The organism is Veillonella sp. S13054-11 (genome assembly GCF_002959795.1).
Classification (GTDB): Bacteria; Bacillota; Negativicutes; order Veillonellales; family Veillonellaceae; genus Veillonella; species Veillonella parvula_E.
Map to the genome: position 1 here is coordinate 1 of NZ_PPCY01000005.1, position 16,747 is coordinate 16,747.

The following is a 16,747-nucleotide window of genomic DNA, read 5'->3' on the forward strand; positions in this document are numbered from 1 at the left end:
ACTATTCGCAAGAAGGCCTTTCGTCCCGATTAACAGAGCTTTACAACCCGAAGGCCGTCATCACTCACGCGGCGTTGCTCCGTCAGACTTTCGTCCATTGCGGAAGATTCCCCACTGCTGCCTCCCGTAGGAGTCTGGGCCGTGTCTCAGTCCCAATGTGGCCGTTCATCCTCTCAGACCGGCTACTGATCATCGCCTTGGTGGGCCGTTACCCCTCCAACTAGCTAATCAGACGCAATCCCCTCCTTCAGTGATAGCTTACATGTAGAGGCCACCTTTCATCTATCCTCGATGCCGAGGTTAGATCGTATGCGGTATTAGCAGTCGTTTCCAACTGTTGTCCCCCTCTGAAGGGCAGGTTGATTACGCGTTACTCACCCGTTCGCCACTAAGATTGATAGAAGCAAGCTTCCATCGCTCTTCGTTCGACTTGCATGTGTTAAGCACGCCGCCAGCGTTCGTCCTGAGCCAGGATCAAACTCTCCAAGATATCTTGAAGCTATTTGAATAGCTCATTATTTGTTGTCGTTACATTGAAGTAACTTTGAATTATGGTTGGTTTTGACTGTGTCAAAACCCGCACTCTGGCATATGTTCAATCATATGATTGATTACCTATCATTGTTCAGTTTTCAAAGATCTGTTACGTTAGTTCTGCGCCCTAACGACTTGTATAGTATATCAATCTAACCTTAAATCGTCAACCTCTTTTCCAAAGATTTTTTCAACCGATTTTTGATTAAATTTATACTCACAATCATAACCAAAATCTCTAAAAATAGAGATAGAAAACTCACAAACCGAAGTTTGTGAGTTTTAATTTGGTGACTCACCCGCGACTCGAACGCGGGACACCCTGATTAAAAGTCAGGTGCTCTGCCAACTGAGCTAGTGAGTCATGTTGGCAGGGGTGGCTGGGATCGAACCAGCGCATAACGGAGTCAAAGTCCGTTGCCTTACCACTTGGCGACACCCCTACAGTGATTACGATGTGTAGGTTATGGGGTGAGTAGTGGGGATCGAACCCACGCGTAACGGAGCCACAATCCGCCGTGTTAACCGCTTCACCATACCCACCACCTTGTAGGTATCGAAGACATTGTCTTCGTAACAAAGAGAATTATATCTTTTCTAGAGATTTGTGTCAACACCTTTTTCTCAATTTCATTAATTTTTACAACCGAAACTTTTGATTGTGTTATCTCTAATATAAGCCCTTTAATCCTCATATAAATAAGGAAGCACTATCGGAAACTTTCATTTCACAAATGGTGCTCCCCCATTATACATATTATTTACTTAGTTGGCAAATAATTTTTTACAAAATTTGGCAATGCAAAAGCAGCTTTTTGAATGTCTGCATTATAGTACTTAGTTTCGAAGTTTTGTTCTCGGTTTGGAGTCCATGTTAGAGGATCAAATGTTTTGGACCCCAAGGTGAAACAATGCATCCCTGCAGGATAGATTGGAATGAAAGCTGTATATAAGCGAGCAATTGGGAAATGGCTATTAACGTAACCAAAAACTTTTTCCACTAATGGTTGATGTAACATCGGAGATTCTGTTTGTTGTACAAACAAGCCATCAGCTTTCAAAGCTTTTAATGTATTCTTATAGAATTCTTCTGTAAATAAGCCTTCACCAGGACCGATTGGATCAGAACAGTCTACAATAATAACATCATAATAATCTTCTGCCTCAGCCATGAAACCAATACCATCACCAATTTTTACAGTTAATTTAGGGTGGTTTTCAATCATAGCTTTAGCAATAGTTGGTAGATATTGTTTTGCCAACTCTACAACCTTACCATCGATTTCAACCATTGTTACTTCTTTTACACAATCATGACGTACACATTCTCTAGCTACGCCACCATCACCACCACCGATAATCAAAACGCGCTCAGGATTAGGATGTAAGAACAAAGGGATATGGCTCATCATTTCATGATAGATAAACTCTTCACGCTCAGATGTTTGAAAAACGCCATCTAAAGCGAGCATCATACCATACTCTTTTGATTTAAAAACTTCAATTTTTTGAAACTCAGATTCCCCAGAGTAAAGCACTTCTTCCGCTTCAGCGCTTAGACGTAAGTGAGGTGTTTGTTCCTCAGTAATCCATTGACTCATGTAGTACCTCCTACTATTTATACTACAATACGCATCGCAAATCACTGCGATGCGTATATATATTACTTTAATTACCCTGTTACTTACTCTTTGCGACTAATGTAACAGAATCCACCACCTAAAATAGTGTCTTTCATCCAATTCGCCAAAGAGAAATCACGAATTTCACCTTCATCAAAGATGCCACAGCGGATATCATCGCCGTCCATAAACATCTTGTGAATCGGAACCCAATGCCAGGTATAGAGAGCCTTCTCTTTTCCTTTATGACGATTTAAAAATGCTACAGGCACATCCTGTGCCAATGCATCATGTATAAACTGAGCTGCAGCCTCCACCTCTACGCGTGATGCACAGAACGGAGATACATTCAACATATGTACATCATAAGATAGGCTTTTATCCTCGAGTAAGCGAGTAAGACCACGTTCCATCCATTGAGTTTTATAAACACCACCACCAAAACGTGGCTTTACATATTTCCAAACTAAGTTCATCCGTTCTAAAGCAAGCGTTTGGTCGGATGTGGTTTCTAGATCTAATAAGCCATCCCTAAATAGCGAATAGCCCAATACTTGTGATGCCGATGTAGGCCCACAACCAGACAAGCGTTGCCACTCATCAGTGAACCACTCTTGGTCATACCCATATGATGTTTTACCATTTACATCGATATATAGCCATTCTGGATGTTTAATAGATACTTCATTCATGAGATTAACCTTCGATTACTTCTACAGTTTCCATAATAGCACCTTGTTGGATACCATCAACTACATCCATACCTTCAATGACTTTACCAAATACAGTATGTACACCATCTAAATGAGGTTGTGGCTCATATACAATAAAGAACTGACTACCACCAGTATTAGGGCCACGGTGAGCCATAGATAAAGCACCGCGCTCATGTTTATGCGGATTGCCAACTAATTCATCTTTAATTGTATAGCCAGGACCACCTGTACCGTTGCCATTAGGACAACCACCTTGTGCTACGAAACCAGGAATTACACGGTGAAAACGAAGGCCATTGTAGAAGCCTTTGTTAATCAAGTCGATAAAGTTTTGTACTGTGCCAGGCGCTTCTTTTTCAAATAATTCAATTACGATATCGCCGCCGTCAGCCATATGGATTTTCGCTTTTTTCATTGTTCAGGTACCTCCAAAATTGTACGCAACACATGTGCTGCTAATATAAAACCTGCCACCGGTGGCACAAAACTACATGTCCCAGGACTTGTGGCATCACCACGGAACTGTGGTTTTGTCGGTTTTTCAGTAGAAAATAAAACTAATTGTTTTTTTATACCCCGTTTTTTGAGTTCCCGACGCATAACGCGTGCCAAAGGACATGTATGAGACTTATTGATATCTGCAATCATAAGTTTTTCTGGGTAAAAGCGATTACCTCCGCCCATACAAGAAATAACAGGGATGCTTTCACGTTGACAAACCTCAATGATATTAAGTTTTGCCGTTACCATATCGATGGCGTCAATAACATAATCAACGTTCAAGCTTTGAATAAATCCAGGATAGTTTTCCTCAGTATACATAATATCATGAGTTTCTATCACCACATCAGGATTGATAGAAAGAGCTCGCGCCTTTGCTACCTCTACCTTACGTTCCCCAATCGTATTATGAGTCGTAATCATTTGACGGTTCAAATTGCTAGGCGCTATGGAATCTCCATCGATAATGACGATGCGACCTACACCAGCTCGCACCAATGCCTCAAGGGCACCACCACCTACGCCACCTACACCAAAGAGCGCGATAGACGTGTCTCTTAATGTTTGGATTTTATTGGGACCAACCAACCACTCTAAACGGGTTAACATATATTCCATTAATATTTCCCCGCCGGAATGATTTCTGTCCAATATCCATCTGGATCTGCTATGAAATAAATACCCATATCAGCATTCTCATAAGCAACAACGCCCATTTCTTTATGCTTTTTAAGAGCCGCTTCATAGTCATCTACATAGAATGCCAAGTGGAATTCATTATCCCCCAAATTATAAGGACGATCCCAGTCACGCAACCATGTAAGTTCTAATTCATGTGCTGTATAAGGACTTTTTAAATACACGAGGGTAAAAGCATCGCTTGGGTCTTCCAAACGACGAGACTCCTCGAGCAATAACGCCTCTTTATAGAATGCTAGACTTTTATCAAGGTCTTTAACATTTATATTATTATGAGCAAACGAAAACTTCATAGAACCCCCTTCGTAAATACAGGATGTTTTTGTAGGAATTCTCCTCTTTTTATAGTAACACATTTGGCAAATCTATATCTAGTTTATGATATCTAGTTAATAACAAATTTTGCCGTACTACCGTCGTCACCTCGAGTCACTTCTAAATGAGCAGGTATACGAGACTTTAACTCAGGTACATGAGAAATGATGCCGATGAGACGTCCTGACGCTTGCAACTGTAACAATGTTTCCATGGCGAGTTCCAATGTATCTGGATCGAGTGTACCAAAACCTTCATCAATAAACATCGTATCCATATGGATGCCACCAGCATAGCTTTGGATAACATCCGCTAATCCCAAGGCAAGCGCCATAGAGGCCAAGAATGTTTCACCACCAGATAAGGTATTTGCTGGTCTAGATTGGCCTGTAAAAGCATCCATAACCGCCAAATCGAGGCCTTGCTTGCCACGACCACCACCTGTATAGTCGGATCTCTCCAAGGAATATCTGTTGCGACTCATCTTCTGAAGTCGTAAATTAGCAGCATATACAACCTCATCTAAAATCGCCCCCAGTACATAGCGTTCAAAAGTAACATTTTTAAAGCCTTGCTCCCCACCATTAGCGAGATCATTTAATCGGCTTAAGAACTTCACCTTTTCACGAGCCTCGCCCATAGCAGCTTCGAGTGCTTCTAATGAGGTGAGCGTAGTTTCGATATGCTTTGTTTCTTTATCCCATGCCGCAAGATTACCTACTAATATATCTCGATGCTCTACTGCTGTAGCATAGATTTCATCAGAAACAGTATCACTTGGTTTAACCACAGTTTCTGCTACCTTTAACGCCGCATCATATACAGCTTGTGCTTTATTAAAGGCTTCATCCAAAGCATGCAGCTGTATTCTATAGGTCTCTATCTCTTTAATATCACGTAAAGCCTCTACAAAATCATTCTCTGTTAAAGAAATGGATTGTAATGACTTTGTATAGTTCTTATACATCAAAATAAGATTTTTTGTTTCTTCTTTTACTTGAGAGGACAAAGTTTCTAAGCGTCCGCGTTTGGCATTCAATTGTTCTCGAGCAGTATCTAAATTAGTTTTGCTAACTTTCACCTGCTCATCGTAGAGTGTAATATCACTATCCAATGACTCTACCTGTTTTTGCCATGCATCTATATCCGTGATTGGTAAAGTTTTAGATAGAGCATCAATGTTAGCTTGTACTGAGCTAATACGAATTTCTAGGTCGTGTAGATTTTTAAGTAATTCATTATGGGCAAGTTCTAAAGTTGCTAACTTATCTCTAGCTACTTTTAACTTATGTTCATTGTCAGCTATAGTCTTACTCAACAATTCAGACTCACCATGTAAAGCTGTAAGTCGCTCCATTTTAGTCAACAAATCTTGTTGAACAGATGTAAAGTTTTTCTTAGAAAAACCATCCATAGATGACTTAAGTTTGGAACATTGTTCTACTTCTAACTTAGCTAACTCCTTAAGACGAGCATCTAATGTTTTCTGTTGTCCCACTTCGCTAGCTTGCTTTTGCAGTGCCACGTCACGGGTTTTGCGAGCCTCTTCAATTTCATCCTTAGTCGGATACATCTCCGGCTTAGCAGCTAACCGTGGATGATCTGTAGAGCCACAAACCGGACAAGGCTCATTATCTACAACTAAATGAACTAGCTCAAAGGCACGCCCTTCTTGCATTAGATGCTCTAATCGTTCAAGATGTACCTTTGCAACCTGCAAGGTTTCATCTAAAGACGCTAACGTTTGACCTTTATCGTCGATTTCTTTTTGTACCTTATTAATTTCTTCTAGCAATTCAGAATATCTATGTAAATCATTTAGTTGCCCTTGAATAACATTAGCATCCTCTAAGAATTTGTTATTATCTCGTAACTGTTTACGCAAACGTTCTAAGTCGTTTTCTAAAGTTTTCACAAGCTTCCGTTGTTTAGCTAAGGCATCCTCGCTTTTTTTACTATCTAATTCTTCTAAATTACTCTGTAATGTGGACAATTCCTTTTTCAATACATCTAATTCATTAAACTTCTCTGCTTGTTGTTGAAATTGAGCCAAAGTAGTTCTTTTAGCTTGTATACTTTCAGCTTGACCTTCTAAGTCACTGTATACGTCTAAACATTTAGCCTCATGTTGAGTTGCTAGTTCTACATGTTCTTTCGTATCTGAAAGGGCTTGTTCTAAAGTTTTTAATACAGCTTGTTTCTCAATATATTGTTTATATAATTCATGAGTTGGTGCCAAAGAGTTAAGGAACTGAACCTTTTCGCTTAGATTTACACGCTCAGTTTTCCTTGCTTTCACCATGTCAAGTTTCGAAGTAGCCTCAGCAAGAGATTGTTGAGCCTGATTATATAAAGACCATTGATTTCGGAGCACATTAAACTGTTCTACCACGGTTACTGCCTCATCTCGTTCTACCGCGAGAGCATCTCGATGTGGGCCCCGATTTGCTAGTAACTCACGCACATGCTCAATGGTTACCATTGGAGTCGCTCCATCATGAGGGATGGACTGCATAAATGCAGTTTGCTTAGTTAGATTTTCTTCAATACCTGCCTTTGCTTCATCATAAGCAGCCTTCAGTGCTTCTTGTAATTTTCGATATAGCTCCGTTCTAAAAAGTGTATGTAGTAATTCCTCACGTTCACTCGTAGAGGCCACTAGCAACTTTCGGAATTCCCCTTGAGGTAATAGCACAACTTGTAAGAACTGATCCTTACGAAATCCTATAATTTGCTGAATAGTATCGCGAATGGCGACAGCAGAGGTAGCAATGACCTTCCACTCACCATCTTTCTTCTCATATACAGTAGCGCTAGCATTCTGCTCACGCATCCCTGTACCACGTTTCTTTGCTACCATCTGTTTCGGTAATCGTTCAACACGATATTGTGCATTGCCAATAGCAAAGGAGAAATCGACACGAGTCATACGATGAGGTTCTGCAAAGTCACTGCGAATAGCATCTGTTTTGCGTACTTCTCCACTCGGCTCACCATACAAGGCATACACTATGGCATCTAAGATTGATGTTTTCCCTGCCCCCGTAGGACCAGCAATGAGAAACATGGAATGGTCTTGAAGCTCATTAAAATCTAAAGTGACCGAATCACGATACGGACCAAAGGCTTCTATAGTTAATGATATAGGCTTCATTTAGTCCTCCTTAAGAATTCGGTCCCATACAGAGTTGATATATTGCTGTTCTTTCTCTGTTAAAGGTTCCTTCCACACAGTTTCTGCAAACTGATTAAATAGATCACGTTCATTTAATTCTTTGAAAATTGCCTCACCCATATCTGCTACAGGCCCTGCCACGCGACCAACTAGATCAATGGTCATACAACGATGATATACCTGGCGCAGTTTAGCCATTCCATCCATAATCGGCATCGTATCAAGTAAACGGGCTTGCACATAATCATCCCTATGTTTAGCCTGTAATGCTTTATCATTTAACAGGTCTTCAAAATATCCTTCCAAAATAACTACATCTCGCTTCGCCTCTACAGGAATCGTACTAATATCTACGTTCCCCTTTGTATCCATATCAATGATGGTGAAAGACTTCTTCTGCATATGTTCATCAAAGGAATATTTTAATGGAGAGCCACTATAGCGAATATAATCTGCACCCATTCGTTGAGGCCCATGTAAATGTCCCAAGGCAGTATAGTGAAAGTCTTTAAAGACTTGAGGATTTACCTGTTCGCTGCCACCTACAGACAAGGTACGCTCTGAACCCCCTACTTCACCGCCCATAACAAAGGCATGGCTAATAGCGATACTGCGCATCCCCTTAGGTACTTGTTTATACAAGTGGTCGCTCCAAGCCTGATACATTTGGTCATAATTGTGAAGATTCAAAGCGCTTTCGCAATTTTGCTCATAACACTGTGTTACTATGTCAGCAATTTCAGTATCGGTAGATTCTGCATTAGTAGCCTCTACATCAGCAAATAAAGCCTCTCCTATGCGCCGGGGTTCACTAAAAGGCATAGGACAAATTGCCACCTTGCCATCTGTCCCTTCAAATTCAAAAGGCATCAACGCGTGATGAGGAGAGCCCCAAATATGGATACCCGATTGACTCAACATAGAGCGTCCCACTTCAAGACGTTCCGCCCCATCGTGATTACCACTCACCACAAAGAAAGGTACCTTGTAGTCCATAGCGAGACGAGTGATGATGGAGTCCCACAATTCGATAGCTTCAATGGGTGGCACCGCTCTATCAAAAATATCCCCTGCGAGCAATATGCCATCGATGTTTTCATCTTTCAAAATATTAAAAAACTGATGTTCCAATACATGAGCTTGGTCCTCTGTTAAGTACTGGCCATAAAAAATACGCCCTAAATGCCAATCGGCAGTATGTAAAAAACGCATTTTGTCCCCCTTTCCAGTTCTCCCTATACCTTACACAATGTATGTATTCAAATGCCAAAACGAGCTCTTAGTCCCATAAGTTTATGGAAATTCAATAACTTTATATAACTTTATATAGCTTTATATAGCTTTATATAGCTTTATATAGCTTTAATAGCTTTAACAGCTTTAATAGTTTTAATAACTTTGTGTATTTGCAATAACTAGTATAGCATCAGGTATTCTACATATTTATTATATAACTAAATTAACTTCTGTATTTTAATTATTTATTCTCTACGATAGAACGTAGCATAGCAATTTCCTTTGCGTAACCGTCCAATTCATTTGGTGTTTCCAAATAGAATGGCAAGTTCGTCAATTTAGGATGTGTTACAACGCGAGCAATAGCATCGATACCAATATGTCCTTCCCCAATTTTTTCATGACGATCTTTATGAGCACCCATAGGATTTTTAGAGTCATTCAAATGAATGGCTTTCAAACGATCAAGACCTACAATTCGATCGAACTCGTCAATAACGCCATCGAGATTATGTACGATATCATAACCCCCTTCGTGAATATGGCAAGTATCAACACACACACCCATGTACTCTTTTAGTTTTACGCCATCGATGATGCGTGCAATTTCTTCAAAACGAGAGCCAATTTCTGTACCCTTACCAGCCATTACTTCCAAGAGGACTGTTGTCTTCATACCTGGGAATAAGATTTCATTCAAGCACTCTACAATGTACTCAATACCTTGATCTACGCCTTGCTTCACATGGCTACCAGGGTGAAAGTTATACATTTGACCTGGCAAATATTCCATACGCTCTAAATCTTCCATCATAGATTGCTTCGCAAAAGCGCGTAAATCCTCTTTGGCGGCACATGGGTTATAAGTATACGGTGCATGGGCCAACAAGGTACCAAAGTTGTGTTCTTTCATATATATACTAAGGTTATTCATATCCTCAACATCGAGAGCTCGCATGCTACCACCGCGAGGGTTGCGCGTAAAGTATTGGAACGTATTGCCCCCAATTTTAGTCGCTTCCTTGCCCATATGTAAATAACCTTTGCTAATTGATAAGTGACTGCCTATTACAAACATAATACTCCTCTATATATGACTATACGATTTCTACAATTTTATAATTATAAAACGCCTAACTCTAATATCTATTGTATTATGCTTATAGCTATTTTTGTTACTATAGCTATTCTATAACACTAATAGATAAAGATATATGATAACTAATATAACCCCTGCCGTGAAGGAGCCCTTCAACAACAGGGGTTATCTATTAATGACTTTCTTTTTTTGCACACTCAGGGCAAACACCTTCGAAGGTAATATGTTGACCTGTGATTTGATATTCACTACCTTGATCAGCAATCGTTTTGATAGCTTTCAAATCAATGCCCATCATGTCCTCTACCTTATTACAACGAATGCAACGGATATGGGAATGAGCTTGTGTGTCCCAATCGTAATGAGCGCGCTCATCACCAACTTCTAGAATTTTAACAAGACCGATTTTTTCAAAAATCTCCATCGTCTTATACACTGTAGCCAAGCTCATGCTTGGATGTTCTGGGCGCAACGTATGATACAACATCTCTGCTGTTGGATGATCATGATGACCACGCAAAGCATCATAAATCGCAATACGTTGTGGGGTTACTTTAAACCCCTGACTACGCAAAATTTGTGCGATATCCATAATAATCTACCTTTCTCCACTTGGAAATCTATAAGGCATAGGCCATTATCGACCGTTTACAAGAAATAATTATTATTTATTATATCAAAATTATCAACACTTATCAAGATAAATAGTATTAACTATTAAGTAATAAAAAATGTGGATTGCCCAGAAGCAATCCACATCCTATTAGTCTTTAAAGTAAGGCTTAAAACCTTCACTTTGATGGCGAGTTTTTTTCTCTCCACGCGGACGATCAGATTTACGATCATCTCTGCGACGGTCACCTTTACGGTCATTGCGACGATCACTTCTACGATCATCGCGACTGCGACGTGGGCGGTCATCTCGACGACGATTACCATCACGACGGCGACGATCACTACGACCACTTTCACGACGACGGCGTACGCGCAATGGTTTTTCTTCTGTAATATTTACAGGAGTAGTATCTGGTTCTTTTGTTAACAATTTAAGAGCTGCCGCCAAAAGTGTTACGGAATCTGTATCATTCAACAATTCCTCAGCACTAGATTTGAAAGGCGCCAATGCTTCTAAATTATCTGTCATTTCAACGAGGCTTTCAATTGCCAAACGTTGTTGACCTTCAAGAACTTCACCTAATGAAGGTGCACGACGACGTGCAATTTTACGTTTTGTTAAACGTTCGATAGCATGTAAATGCTCCATTTCACGAGGGATAACGAACGTGAAAGCTTGACCTGCTTTACCGGCACGACCTGTACGACCTACGCGGTGTGTGTAGCTTTCAGGATCTTGAGGCATATCATAATTATATACGTGAGACACGCCAGAAATATCAAGACCACGAGCTGCCACATCTGTAGCCACGAGAATATCAATGGTACCTTCGCGGAATTGGCGAATTACGCTGTCCCGTTTTTGTTGAGACAAGTCGCCATGGATGCCTTCCGCCATGTAACCACGTTTCTTAAGACCTTCTGTCACTTCATCAACACGACGTTTCGTACGCGTGAAAATAATAGCAAGTTCAGGTGTTTGGATATCAAACAAACGACAAAGAACATCGAATTTTTGACGGTCTTGCACTTCGATATAGTATTGTTCGATCAAGTCCATCGTAACTTGAGTCGGTTTCATGCGGATCAATGTTGGCTCTGTCAAATATGTTTCAGCTAATTGTTGGATAGCTTTAGGCATCGTAGCAGAGAACAACAATGTTTGATGGTCTTCTGGGATAGCACCCAAGATTTTATTGATATCATCAACAAAGCCCATATTTAACATTTCGTCGGCTTCGTCCAATACCACAACTTTCACATGGTCAAATTTAATAGAACCACGATCCATATGATCCATCAATCGGCCAGGAGTGGCAACGATGATTTGAGGGTTCTTTTTCAAGGCACGGAACTGACGATTAATATCTTGACCACCGTAGATTGGTAGTGCTGTGATATTCGTGTACTGAGCCATTTTGTTAAGCTCTTCAGCTACTTGAATAGCTAATTCTCGTGTAGGGGATAAAATAACTACTTGAACGTGACGCTCATTCCCGTCTACGCGTTCCAATACAGGCAAGCCAAATGCTGCTGTCTTACCAGTACCTGTTTGAGCTTGACCGATCATGTCCTTACCGCTCATGGCAACTGGGATAGCTTCCTGTTGAATTGGCGTAGGCTCTTCAAAGCCCATATCGTTTAACGCTCTTAGAACAGGTTCGCTAATCATTAATTGTTCAAATTTTTCTAACATCTAAATGTGTTTCCTCCTATCGCGCACGAACTATGCGCATTTAAATAGTATATCATATTTCGAGGGCGAGCGCTATAAAAGTAATTCTGAATCTAAGCTAAATAGGATTTCTTTTCCCCTTAAAATGTTCAATCAACACAATTCCACCTGATACACATAACAAAACAAGATATGACAAATGAATAGGTATATACAAGCATTCAACAAGAACAACCCATAGAATCAAAATTAATTTAGAAATCCATTTCGTTCTTATTTTATCAGTGATCATAAATATAGATAAATTGATAATTATTTTAATGATTATCGCAGCAATAATAACTAATGTCGTAAATTCTTCTCTATAATCTGTCAGTTCATATAAGGGATATAATAAATAACTTAATAAAACGCTAAGTATTATTAAAAACCAAATATTGAGTCCCTTTAAAAATTTAGATTTACTATAGTAAAATACGCCAACCAAAAGAAAAAGCAAAACACTAAGCAATATTCCTATAATTAATAGATAATCTAATTGAATCATGAATTATACTGTCCTTTAATCATTTTTTTATTTCTAAAAATCATTCCATAAGTGCCCACACAAAACAACACTATATTGATAAAATCTGAATTGATATATTTACTACTAAAAGAACATATTCTTTAATGCATAACCTAAACCAGCAATACCAAATAATATAGAAAAAATAGCAAAAAGGCCACGTTTATAATACAAACTATTCCGCTTTTGATAAAAACCTGTACACATTATAAAAAGTACGAATACGCCCCAAGCAACACCAAAGCGGGCCATAAATACATAATCTTTGTCAATTAGAAATTTAAAATTTAATAGAACTATACTTACAATTGCAATTATTGCTAAATACTTGGTTAAATCGCCAAAAGCTCTATGTTTTTTGATATATTCATATTCTTCATCAATGACACGTTTACTGATCTCAAGTTTATATAACCCCATAGATAAGGATATAGATATAAAAATCCAAATATATCCTAATATTTCAAGTTTATTCATCTTCCACCTTCCACTATATGGTTACCGACTCAAATACTGACGAAGTGTCTGGTTTTCTAACGGCCCTAACTGCAATGCCTTCCGATTTTTAATTGCATCAATGGTTAATGCTTCAAAGGTAATTTTATCAAAATCAGAAAACTCGTTAAAGGAATTAAACACGATGAATCGTTGATTTAGTAAATTAGTTAATACCTCTATGTCTTTCGTTCTTACTTTATTTAGCTCATTTCGTGCATAAGATTCATATCTCTCATCATCTGCATTATTCTTGCTAAACCGACCGATATCAAGACTATCAGAATAATAGCTATATATAGTTTTCTGAGAAAAATCAATTTTAGTCAATTTTCTGAATTCAAAATTATAATAAGCGTTGTTTCTATAAATATGCTCACTACCATACTTACCAATAATAGTTCCTGTAGAAAGATCTACTATATCATTATGCTTAACCATATCTTCCTTTCTATATGATACATAGAAAGGTAGCTTTATAGTATATCCAGCGTGTGGACCTGTATATCGTTTCTCACTATCAAAAAAGATTTCATGCCATATATCTCTATCACTTTCATCAAGACTAGAAATATTAGGATATAACTCATCAAGACTCACATTAAATTGCGTTTCTTTAGCATCTATCCGAGGAATGAAAGTGTTATATTTATTAATATCTTTATTCCAAGCATCTAACAAACTTACATTTTCATCAAAAATACCAATACCGTCTAAAGTTATATAATAAAGTTTATTATCCACCTCATGAACAGCAACTACATTATCAGCAATCTTACGGTTTTCATTGCCATAATATAATCCACTCTCTTGAAGGTCACTTAAATAAATCAGACTATTTTTAAAGTCTCCACTTGCCAAGAAATATATCAATACTCCCAATATGAGGATATAAAGCACTACCATTATGGCAACAATATATCCAATCCATTTAATTACTCTCTTCAAATTCATAATAACCCTCTCTAAATAACACGATTTCATGTGACTACAATTATAACATACCCTATACTTTTACATATAATAGACTATTGTTAAGTACAAAAAAGGCGCCTCTTTCGGGCTGCTTCTTTATTATGGTTTATTGAGAGTTGTGTGGTATTAATCAGCTATATGAGTAAACATTTAATTTAGATATAATATAATTAAAACAGTGTACTCCAAAATGTACTCCAAAATTCCGCCAATAAATTAAACGTGCCTGTTAAGCAATTACGATTTACTAAACTTTCTAAAGTAGTATAAAAGGAATATACAATGAAACCTTTTGCCCTAAAACGATTTATATTATTTCCACTGATTATACTATCCCTCATACTAACAACGGGTTGTCATCTTCTCTCACATTATAGTGAAGATGAGGTACAACAATATATAAATGAGGATTATCCTAATCTAACATATCACTTAGAGTCTCATAGGAACAATAGATGGCAAGTCACCTTTGACAAATATCCACAAATGCCCATTGAAATATCTGAAGCCTTGCATACCTCTGCACCTGTTGTACCACAAGTGGAGCGAATACTGATAACCAACATTCCGTTAATAACTGCATTCCCATTAATGAAAAACTATATAACAGAAGAGGAGTTATCCTATGCTACATACGATACATCTTCTTTGTATATTGAAATGCCTATTCCCTATTCGGCCATACAAAACCAAGATGTAACAAATTTTTACAATCGAATGGATCAATTCTGCAAAGAATATGCAACAACATATCCAGACTTCAAAGAAGATATATATATTAGAGTTATTATAAAACCTTCTGATGGTTCTAATGCACCAGAGGCGTATAGAAAAATATTCCGTTTATCTCAATATTAATAAAGAGGCACCTCTTTCGAGGTGCCTCTTTGTTATAGTTCATCGGAGAAGTTTATATGTTATTAATCTAAATCGTAGAAACCAGATGGTTTATCGCTCAAGTTTACGATGATGTTTTTCATTTGAGTGTAGTGCTCAAGGATAACTTTATGAGTTTCACGTCCGATACCGGATTGTTTGTAACCGCCAAATGGAGCGCCTGCAGGGATAGAGTTATATGTATTTACCCACATACGACCTGTTTCGATACCGCGAGCTACGCGGATAGCACGGTTGATGTTTTGAGTAAATACGCCACCACCAAGGCCGTATAAGCTGTCATTAGCTTGTTCAATAACTTCTTCTTCGCTGTGGAATTTGATGACAACTGCTACAGGGCCGAAGATTTCTTCGCGAGCTACACGCATATCATTTGTAGCATCTACAATAAGTGTAGGTCTTACAAAGCAACCTTTACCAAGTTCGCCATCAGTAACACGTACACCACCGGCTACAATGCGAGCACCTTCTTCTTTTGCAAGGTCTACATAGCTAAGTACTTTGTTCACTTGATCTTCGTAAATTAAGGAACCAAGTTGTGTAGATTTTTCCCAAGGCAACCCGACTTTTACCTTATCGAATAGTGCGGCAAGTTCAGCTACGAATTTATCATAAATTGTATCTTGTACAAAGATACGGGAACCTGCGCAGCATACTTGACCTTGGTTGAAGAGGATACCAAGCATTGCCCCATCAAGAGCCTGTTTCCAGTTCGCATCGTCAAAGAAGATATTCGCAGATTTACCACCTAATTCCAATGTGGCAGGAATCAAGCGTTCAGATGCTGCTTTATATACATCTAGACCTACCTCTGTAGAGCCTGTGAAAGCAAGTTTGCTAAAACCAGGATGATCAAGGATATATTGACCAGATTTAGAACCTTTACCAGTTACGATGTTTACAACACCTGGCGGCAAGATTTCTTTTAAAATATCACCAAGTTCTAATAAGCTAAGAGATGTGTGGCTAGAAGGTTTAATAACAACTGTACATCCTGCTGCAAGAGCTGGAGCCAATTTCCAAGCGGCCATTAGGAATGGGAAGTTCCAAGGTACAACTTGGCCTACAACGCCAATTGGTTCGCGCACAATAAGGCTCAATGTATTTTCATCAAATACTTGTGCAGAGCCTTCTTCGGAACGAAGCACGCCTGCAAAATAACGGAAATGGTCAGCCCCAAGTGGAATATCCACATTCAATGTTTCGCGGATAGGTTTACCATTGTCGTATGTTTCAACTTGCGCCAAATGTTCTTTATGCGCATCGATAGCATCCGCAATTTTTAACAAATAATCGGCACGTTCTACTTGAGATACTTTTTTCCATGTTTTGAAAGCTTCTGTTGCAGCCTCTACAGCTTTATCAACATCATCATTCGTCGCCTCTGCACAGATAGCGAGTTGTTCGCCATTAGCAGGGTTATATACATTAAATTCAGCACCGTCAGATGCCTTTACCCATTCATTATTAATTAAAAGTCCATATCTTTCTTTAAGGTTCAAGCTCATTGCATTACCTCCTCTTTAGGAATATGATTGAGGGAATTTCCCCTCTATGGTTTCATCATACTCCCTATATCTAATTTTTTCAATCAGATATATCATTTTCGATATATCTGTTCTGCA

General features: G+C 38.7%; 15 protein-coding genes, 3 tRNA genes, 1 rRNA gene and 1 pseudogene. 1 reads left to right on the forward strand and 19 read right to left on the reverse strand.

Going from position 1 to position 16,747, the window contains the following annotated elements; all coding sequences use genetic code 11:
• From VPHSUH08_RS05360 to VPHSUH08_RS05440, 18 genes and pseudogenes are all read right to left on the reverse strand, one after another.
• Positions 1-490, reverse strand: a 16S ribosomal RNA gene (locus VPHSUH08_RS05360); the annotation flags it as partial.
• 332 nt (positions 491-822) lie between these two features.
• A tRNA-Lys gene (locus tag VPHSUH08_RS05365) sits at positions 823-898 on the reverse strand.
• Between the two features lie 4 nt (positions 899-902).
• A tRNA-Gln gene (locus tag VPHSUH08_RS05370) sits at positions 903-977 on the reverse strand.
• Positions 978-1,001: 24 nt separating this feature from the next.
• Positions 1,002-1,077 (reverse strand) — tRNA-His (locus VPHSUH08_RS05375).
• Between the two features lie 218 nt (positions 1,078-1,295).
• Entirely contained in the window at positions 1,296-2,135 is an 840-nt protein-coding gene (gene speE / locus VPHSUH08_RS05380; RefSeq protein ID WP_004695340.1) for a polyamine aminopropyltransferase, read from the reverse strand.
• 83 nt (positions 2,136-2,218) lie between these two features.
• Positions 2,219-2,848 (reverse strand): hypothetical protein, encoded by a 630-nt coding sequence (locus tag VPHSUH08_RS05385; RefSeq protein ID WP_004695338.1) that lies wholly within the window; start codon positions 2,846-2,848, stop codon positions 2,219-2,221.
• A gap of 4 nt (positions 2,849-2,852) precedes the next feature.
• Positions 2,853-3,287 carry a peptidylprolyl isomerase gene (locus tag VPHSUH08_RS05390; protein ID WP_004695336.1) on the reverse strand — a complete coding sequence of 145 codons (435 nt, stop codon included), beginning with the start codon at positions 3,285-3,287 and terminating at the stop codon, positions 2,853-2,855.
• Positions 3,284-3,991: a ThiF family adenylyltransferase gene (locus VPHSUH08_RS05395; protein WP_004695334.1), complete on the reverse strand. Its 708-nt coding sequence runs from the start codon at positions 3,989-3,991 to the stop codon at positions 3,284-3,286. The genes VPHSUH08_RS05390 and VPHSUH08_RS05395 overlap by 4 nt, the downstream gene beginning before the upstream one ends.
• Positions 3,991-4,365, reverse strand: a complete 375-nt coding sequence (locus tag VPHSUH08_RS05400; RefSeq protein ID WP_105086971.1) for a VOC family protein — start codon at positions 4,363-4,365, stop codon at positions 3,991-3,993. The genes VPHSUH08_RS05395 and VPHSUH08_RS05400 overlap by 1 nt, the downstream gene beginning before the upstream one ends.
• Positions 4,366-4,457: 92 nt before the next feature.
• Positions 4,458-5,354 carry an SbcC/MukB-like Walker B domain-containing protein gene (locus VPHSUH08_RS09650; RefSeq protein ID WP_369907514.1) on the reverse strand — a complete coding sequence of 299 codons (897 nt, stop codon included), beginning with the start codon at positions 5,352-5,354 and terminating at the stop codon, positions 4,458-4,460.
• Between the two features lie 1,593 nt (positions 5,355-6,947).
• Positions 6,948-7,541, reverse strand: a pseudogene (locus VPHSUH08_RS09655) (AAA family ATPase); the annotation flags it as partial.
• Positions 7,542-8,774 (reverse strand): exonuclease SbcCD subunit D, encoded by a 1,233-nt coding sequence (locus tag VPHSUH08_RS05410; RefSeq protein ID WP_004695328.1) that lies wholly within the window; start codon positions 8,772-8,774, stop codon positions 7,542-7,544.
• A 265-nt stretch (positions 8,775-9,039) separates the two neighbouring features.
• Positions 9,040-9,876 carry a deoxyribonuclease IV gene (locus tag VPHSUH08_RS05415; protein ID WP_004695326.1) on the reverse strand — a complete coding sequence of 279 codons (837 nt, stop codon included), beginning with the start codon at positions 9,874-9,876 and terminating at the stop codon, positions 9,040-9,042.
• 193 nt (positions 9,877-10,069) lie between these two features.
• Complete coding sequence (locus VPHSUH08_RS05420; protein ID WP_004695325.1) at positions 10,070-10,489, reverse strand: Fur family transcriptional regulator; 420 nt, start codon at positions 10,487-10,489, stop codon at positions 10,070-10,072.
• Between the two features lie 171 nt (positions 10,490-10,660).
• The gene (locus VPHSUH08_RS05425; RefSeq protein ID WP_004695322.1) at positions 10,661-12,208 is read right to left on the reverse strand and encodes a DEAD/DEAH box helicase; all 1,548 of its coding nucleotides are present in this window, start codon (positions 12,206-12,208) and stop codon (positions 10,661-10,663) included.
• A gap of 97 nt (positions 12,209-12,305) precedes the next feature.
• A complete protein-coding gene (locus VPHSUH08_RS05430; protein ID WP_004695321.1) occupies positions 12,306-12,734 on the reverse strand; it encodes a hypothetical protein in 429 nt (142 codons plus the stop codon).
• A 105-nt stretch (positions 12,735-12,839) separates the two neighbouring features.
• Entirely contained in the window at positions 12,840-13,232 is a 393-nt protein-coding gene (locus VPHSUH08_RS05435) for a hypothetical protein (RefSeq protein ID WP_004695318.1), read from the reverse strand.
• Between the two features lie 21 nt (positions 13,233-13,253).
• Entirely contained in the window at positions 13,254-14,204 is a 951-nt protein-coding gene (locus VPHSUH08_RS05440; protein ID WP_105086972.1) for a hypothetical protein, read from the reverse strand.
• Between the two features lie 303 nt (positions 14,205-14,507).
• On the opposite strand from VPHSUH08_RS05440, the gene VPHSUH08_RS05445 reads away from it, so the two are divergent.
• The gene (locus VPHSUH08_RS05445) at positions 14,508-15,083 is read left to right on the forward strand and encodes a hypothetical protein (protein ID WP_058948040.1); all 576 of its coding nucleotides are present in this window, start codon (positions 14,508-14,510) and stop codon (positions 15,081-15,083) included.
• Positions 15,084-15,145: 62 nt separating this feature from the next.
• On the opposite strand, the gene VPHSUH08_RS05450 is transcribed toward VPHSUH08_RS05445, so the two are convergent.
• Positions 15,146-16,630, reverse strand: a complete 1,485-nt coding sequence (locus VPHSUH08_RS05450; protein WP_105086973.1) for an aldehyde dehydrogenase family protein — start codon at positions 16,628-16,630, stop codon at positions 15,146-15,148.
• Between the last annotated feature and the right edge of the window lie 117 nt (positions 16,631-16,747).

What these genes read in the sequence shown, in the direction of transcription:
- VPHSUH08_RS05385 (WP_004695338.1), bottom strand. Translation starts at nt 2,848, where the DNA reads ATGAATGAAGTATCTATTAAACATCCAGAATGGCTATATATCGATGTA.
- speE (WP_004695340.1), bottom strand. Translation starts at nt 2,135, where the DNA reads ATGAGTCAATGGATTACTGAGGAACAAACACCTCACTTACGTCTAAGC.
- VPHSUH08_RS05445 (WP_058948040.1), top strand. Translation starts at nt 14,508, where the DNA reads ATGAAACCTTTTGCCCTAAAACGATTTATATTATTTCCACTGATTATA.
- VPHSUH08_RS05440 (WP_105086972.1), bottom strand. Translation starts at nt 14,204, where the DNA reads ATGAATTTGAAGAGAGTAATTAAATGGATTGGATATATTGTTGCCATA.
- VPHSUH08_RS05390 (WP_004695336.1), bottom strand. Translation starts at nt 3,287, where the DNA reads ATGAAAAAAGCGAAAATCCATATGGCTGACGGCGGCGATATCGTAATT.
- VPHSUH08_RS05400 (WP_105086971.1), bottom strand. Translation starts at nt 4,365, where the DNA reads ATGAAGTTTTCGTTTGCTCATAATAATATAAATGTTAAAGACCTTGAT.
- VPHSUH08_RS05415 (WP_004695326.1), bottom strand. Translation starts at nt 9,876, where the DNA reads ATGTTTGTAATAGGCAGTCACTTATCAATTAGCAAAGGTTATTTACAT.
- VPHSUH08_RS05450 (WP_105086973.1), bottom strand. Translation starts at nt 16,630, where the DNA reads ATGAGCTTGAACCTTAAAGAAAGATATGGACTTTTAATTAATAATGAA.
- VPHSUH08_RS05395 (WP_004695334.1), bottom strand. Translation starts at nt 3,991, where the DNA reads ATGGAATATATGTTAACCCGTTTAGAGTGGTTGGTTGGTCCCAATAAA.
- VPHSUH08_RS05410 (WP_004695328.1), bottom strand. Translation starts at nt 8,774, where the DNA reads ATGCGTTTTTTACATACTGCCGATTGGCATTTAGGGCGTATTTTTTAT.
- VPHSUH08_RS05430 (WP_004695321.1), bottom strand. Translation starts at nt 12,734, where the DNA reads ATGATTCAATTAGATTATCTATTAATTATAGGAATATTGCTTAGTGTT.
- VPHSUH08_RS05420 (WP_004695325.1), bottom strand. Translation starts at nt 10,489, where the DNA reads ATGGATATCGCACAAATTTTGCGTAGTCAGGGGTTTAAAGTAACCCCA.
- VPHSUH08_RS05425 (WP_004695322.1), bottom strand. Translation starts at nt 12,208, where the DNA reads ATGTTAGAAAAATTTGAACAATTAATGATTAGCGAACCTGTTCTAAGA.
- VPHSUH08_RS09650 (WP_369907514.1), bottom strand. Translation starts at nt 5,354, where the DNA reads ATGTATAAGAACTATACAAAGTCATTACAATCCATTTCTTTAACAGAG.
- VPHSUH08_RS05435 (WP_004695318.1), bottom strand. Translation starts at nt 13,232, where the DNA reads ATGAATAAACTTGAAATATTAGGATATATTTGGATTTTTATATCTATA.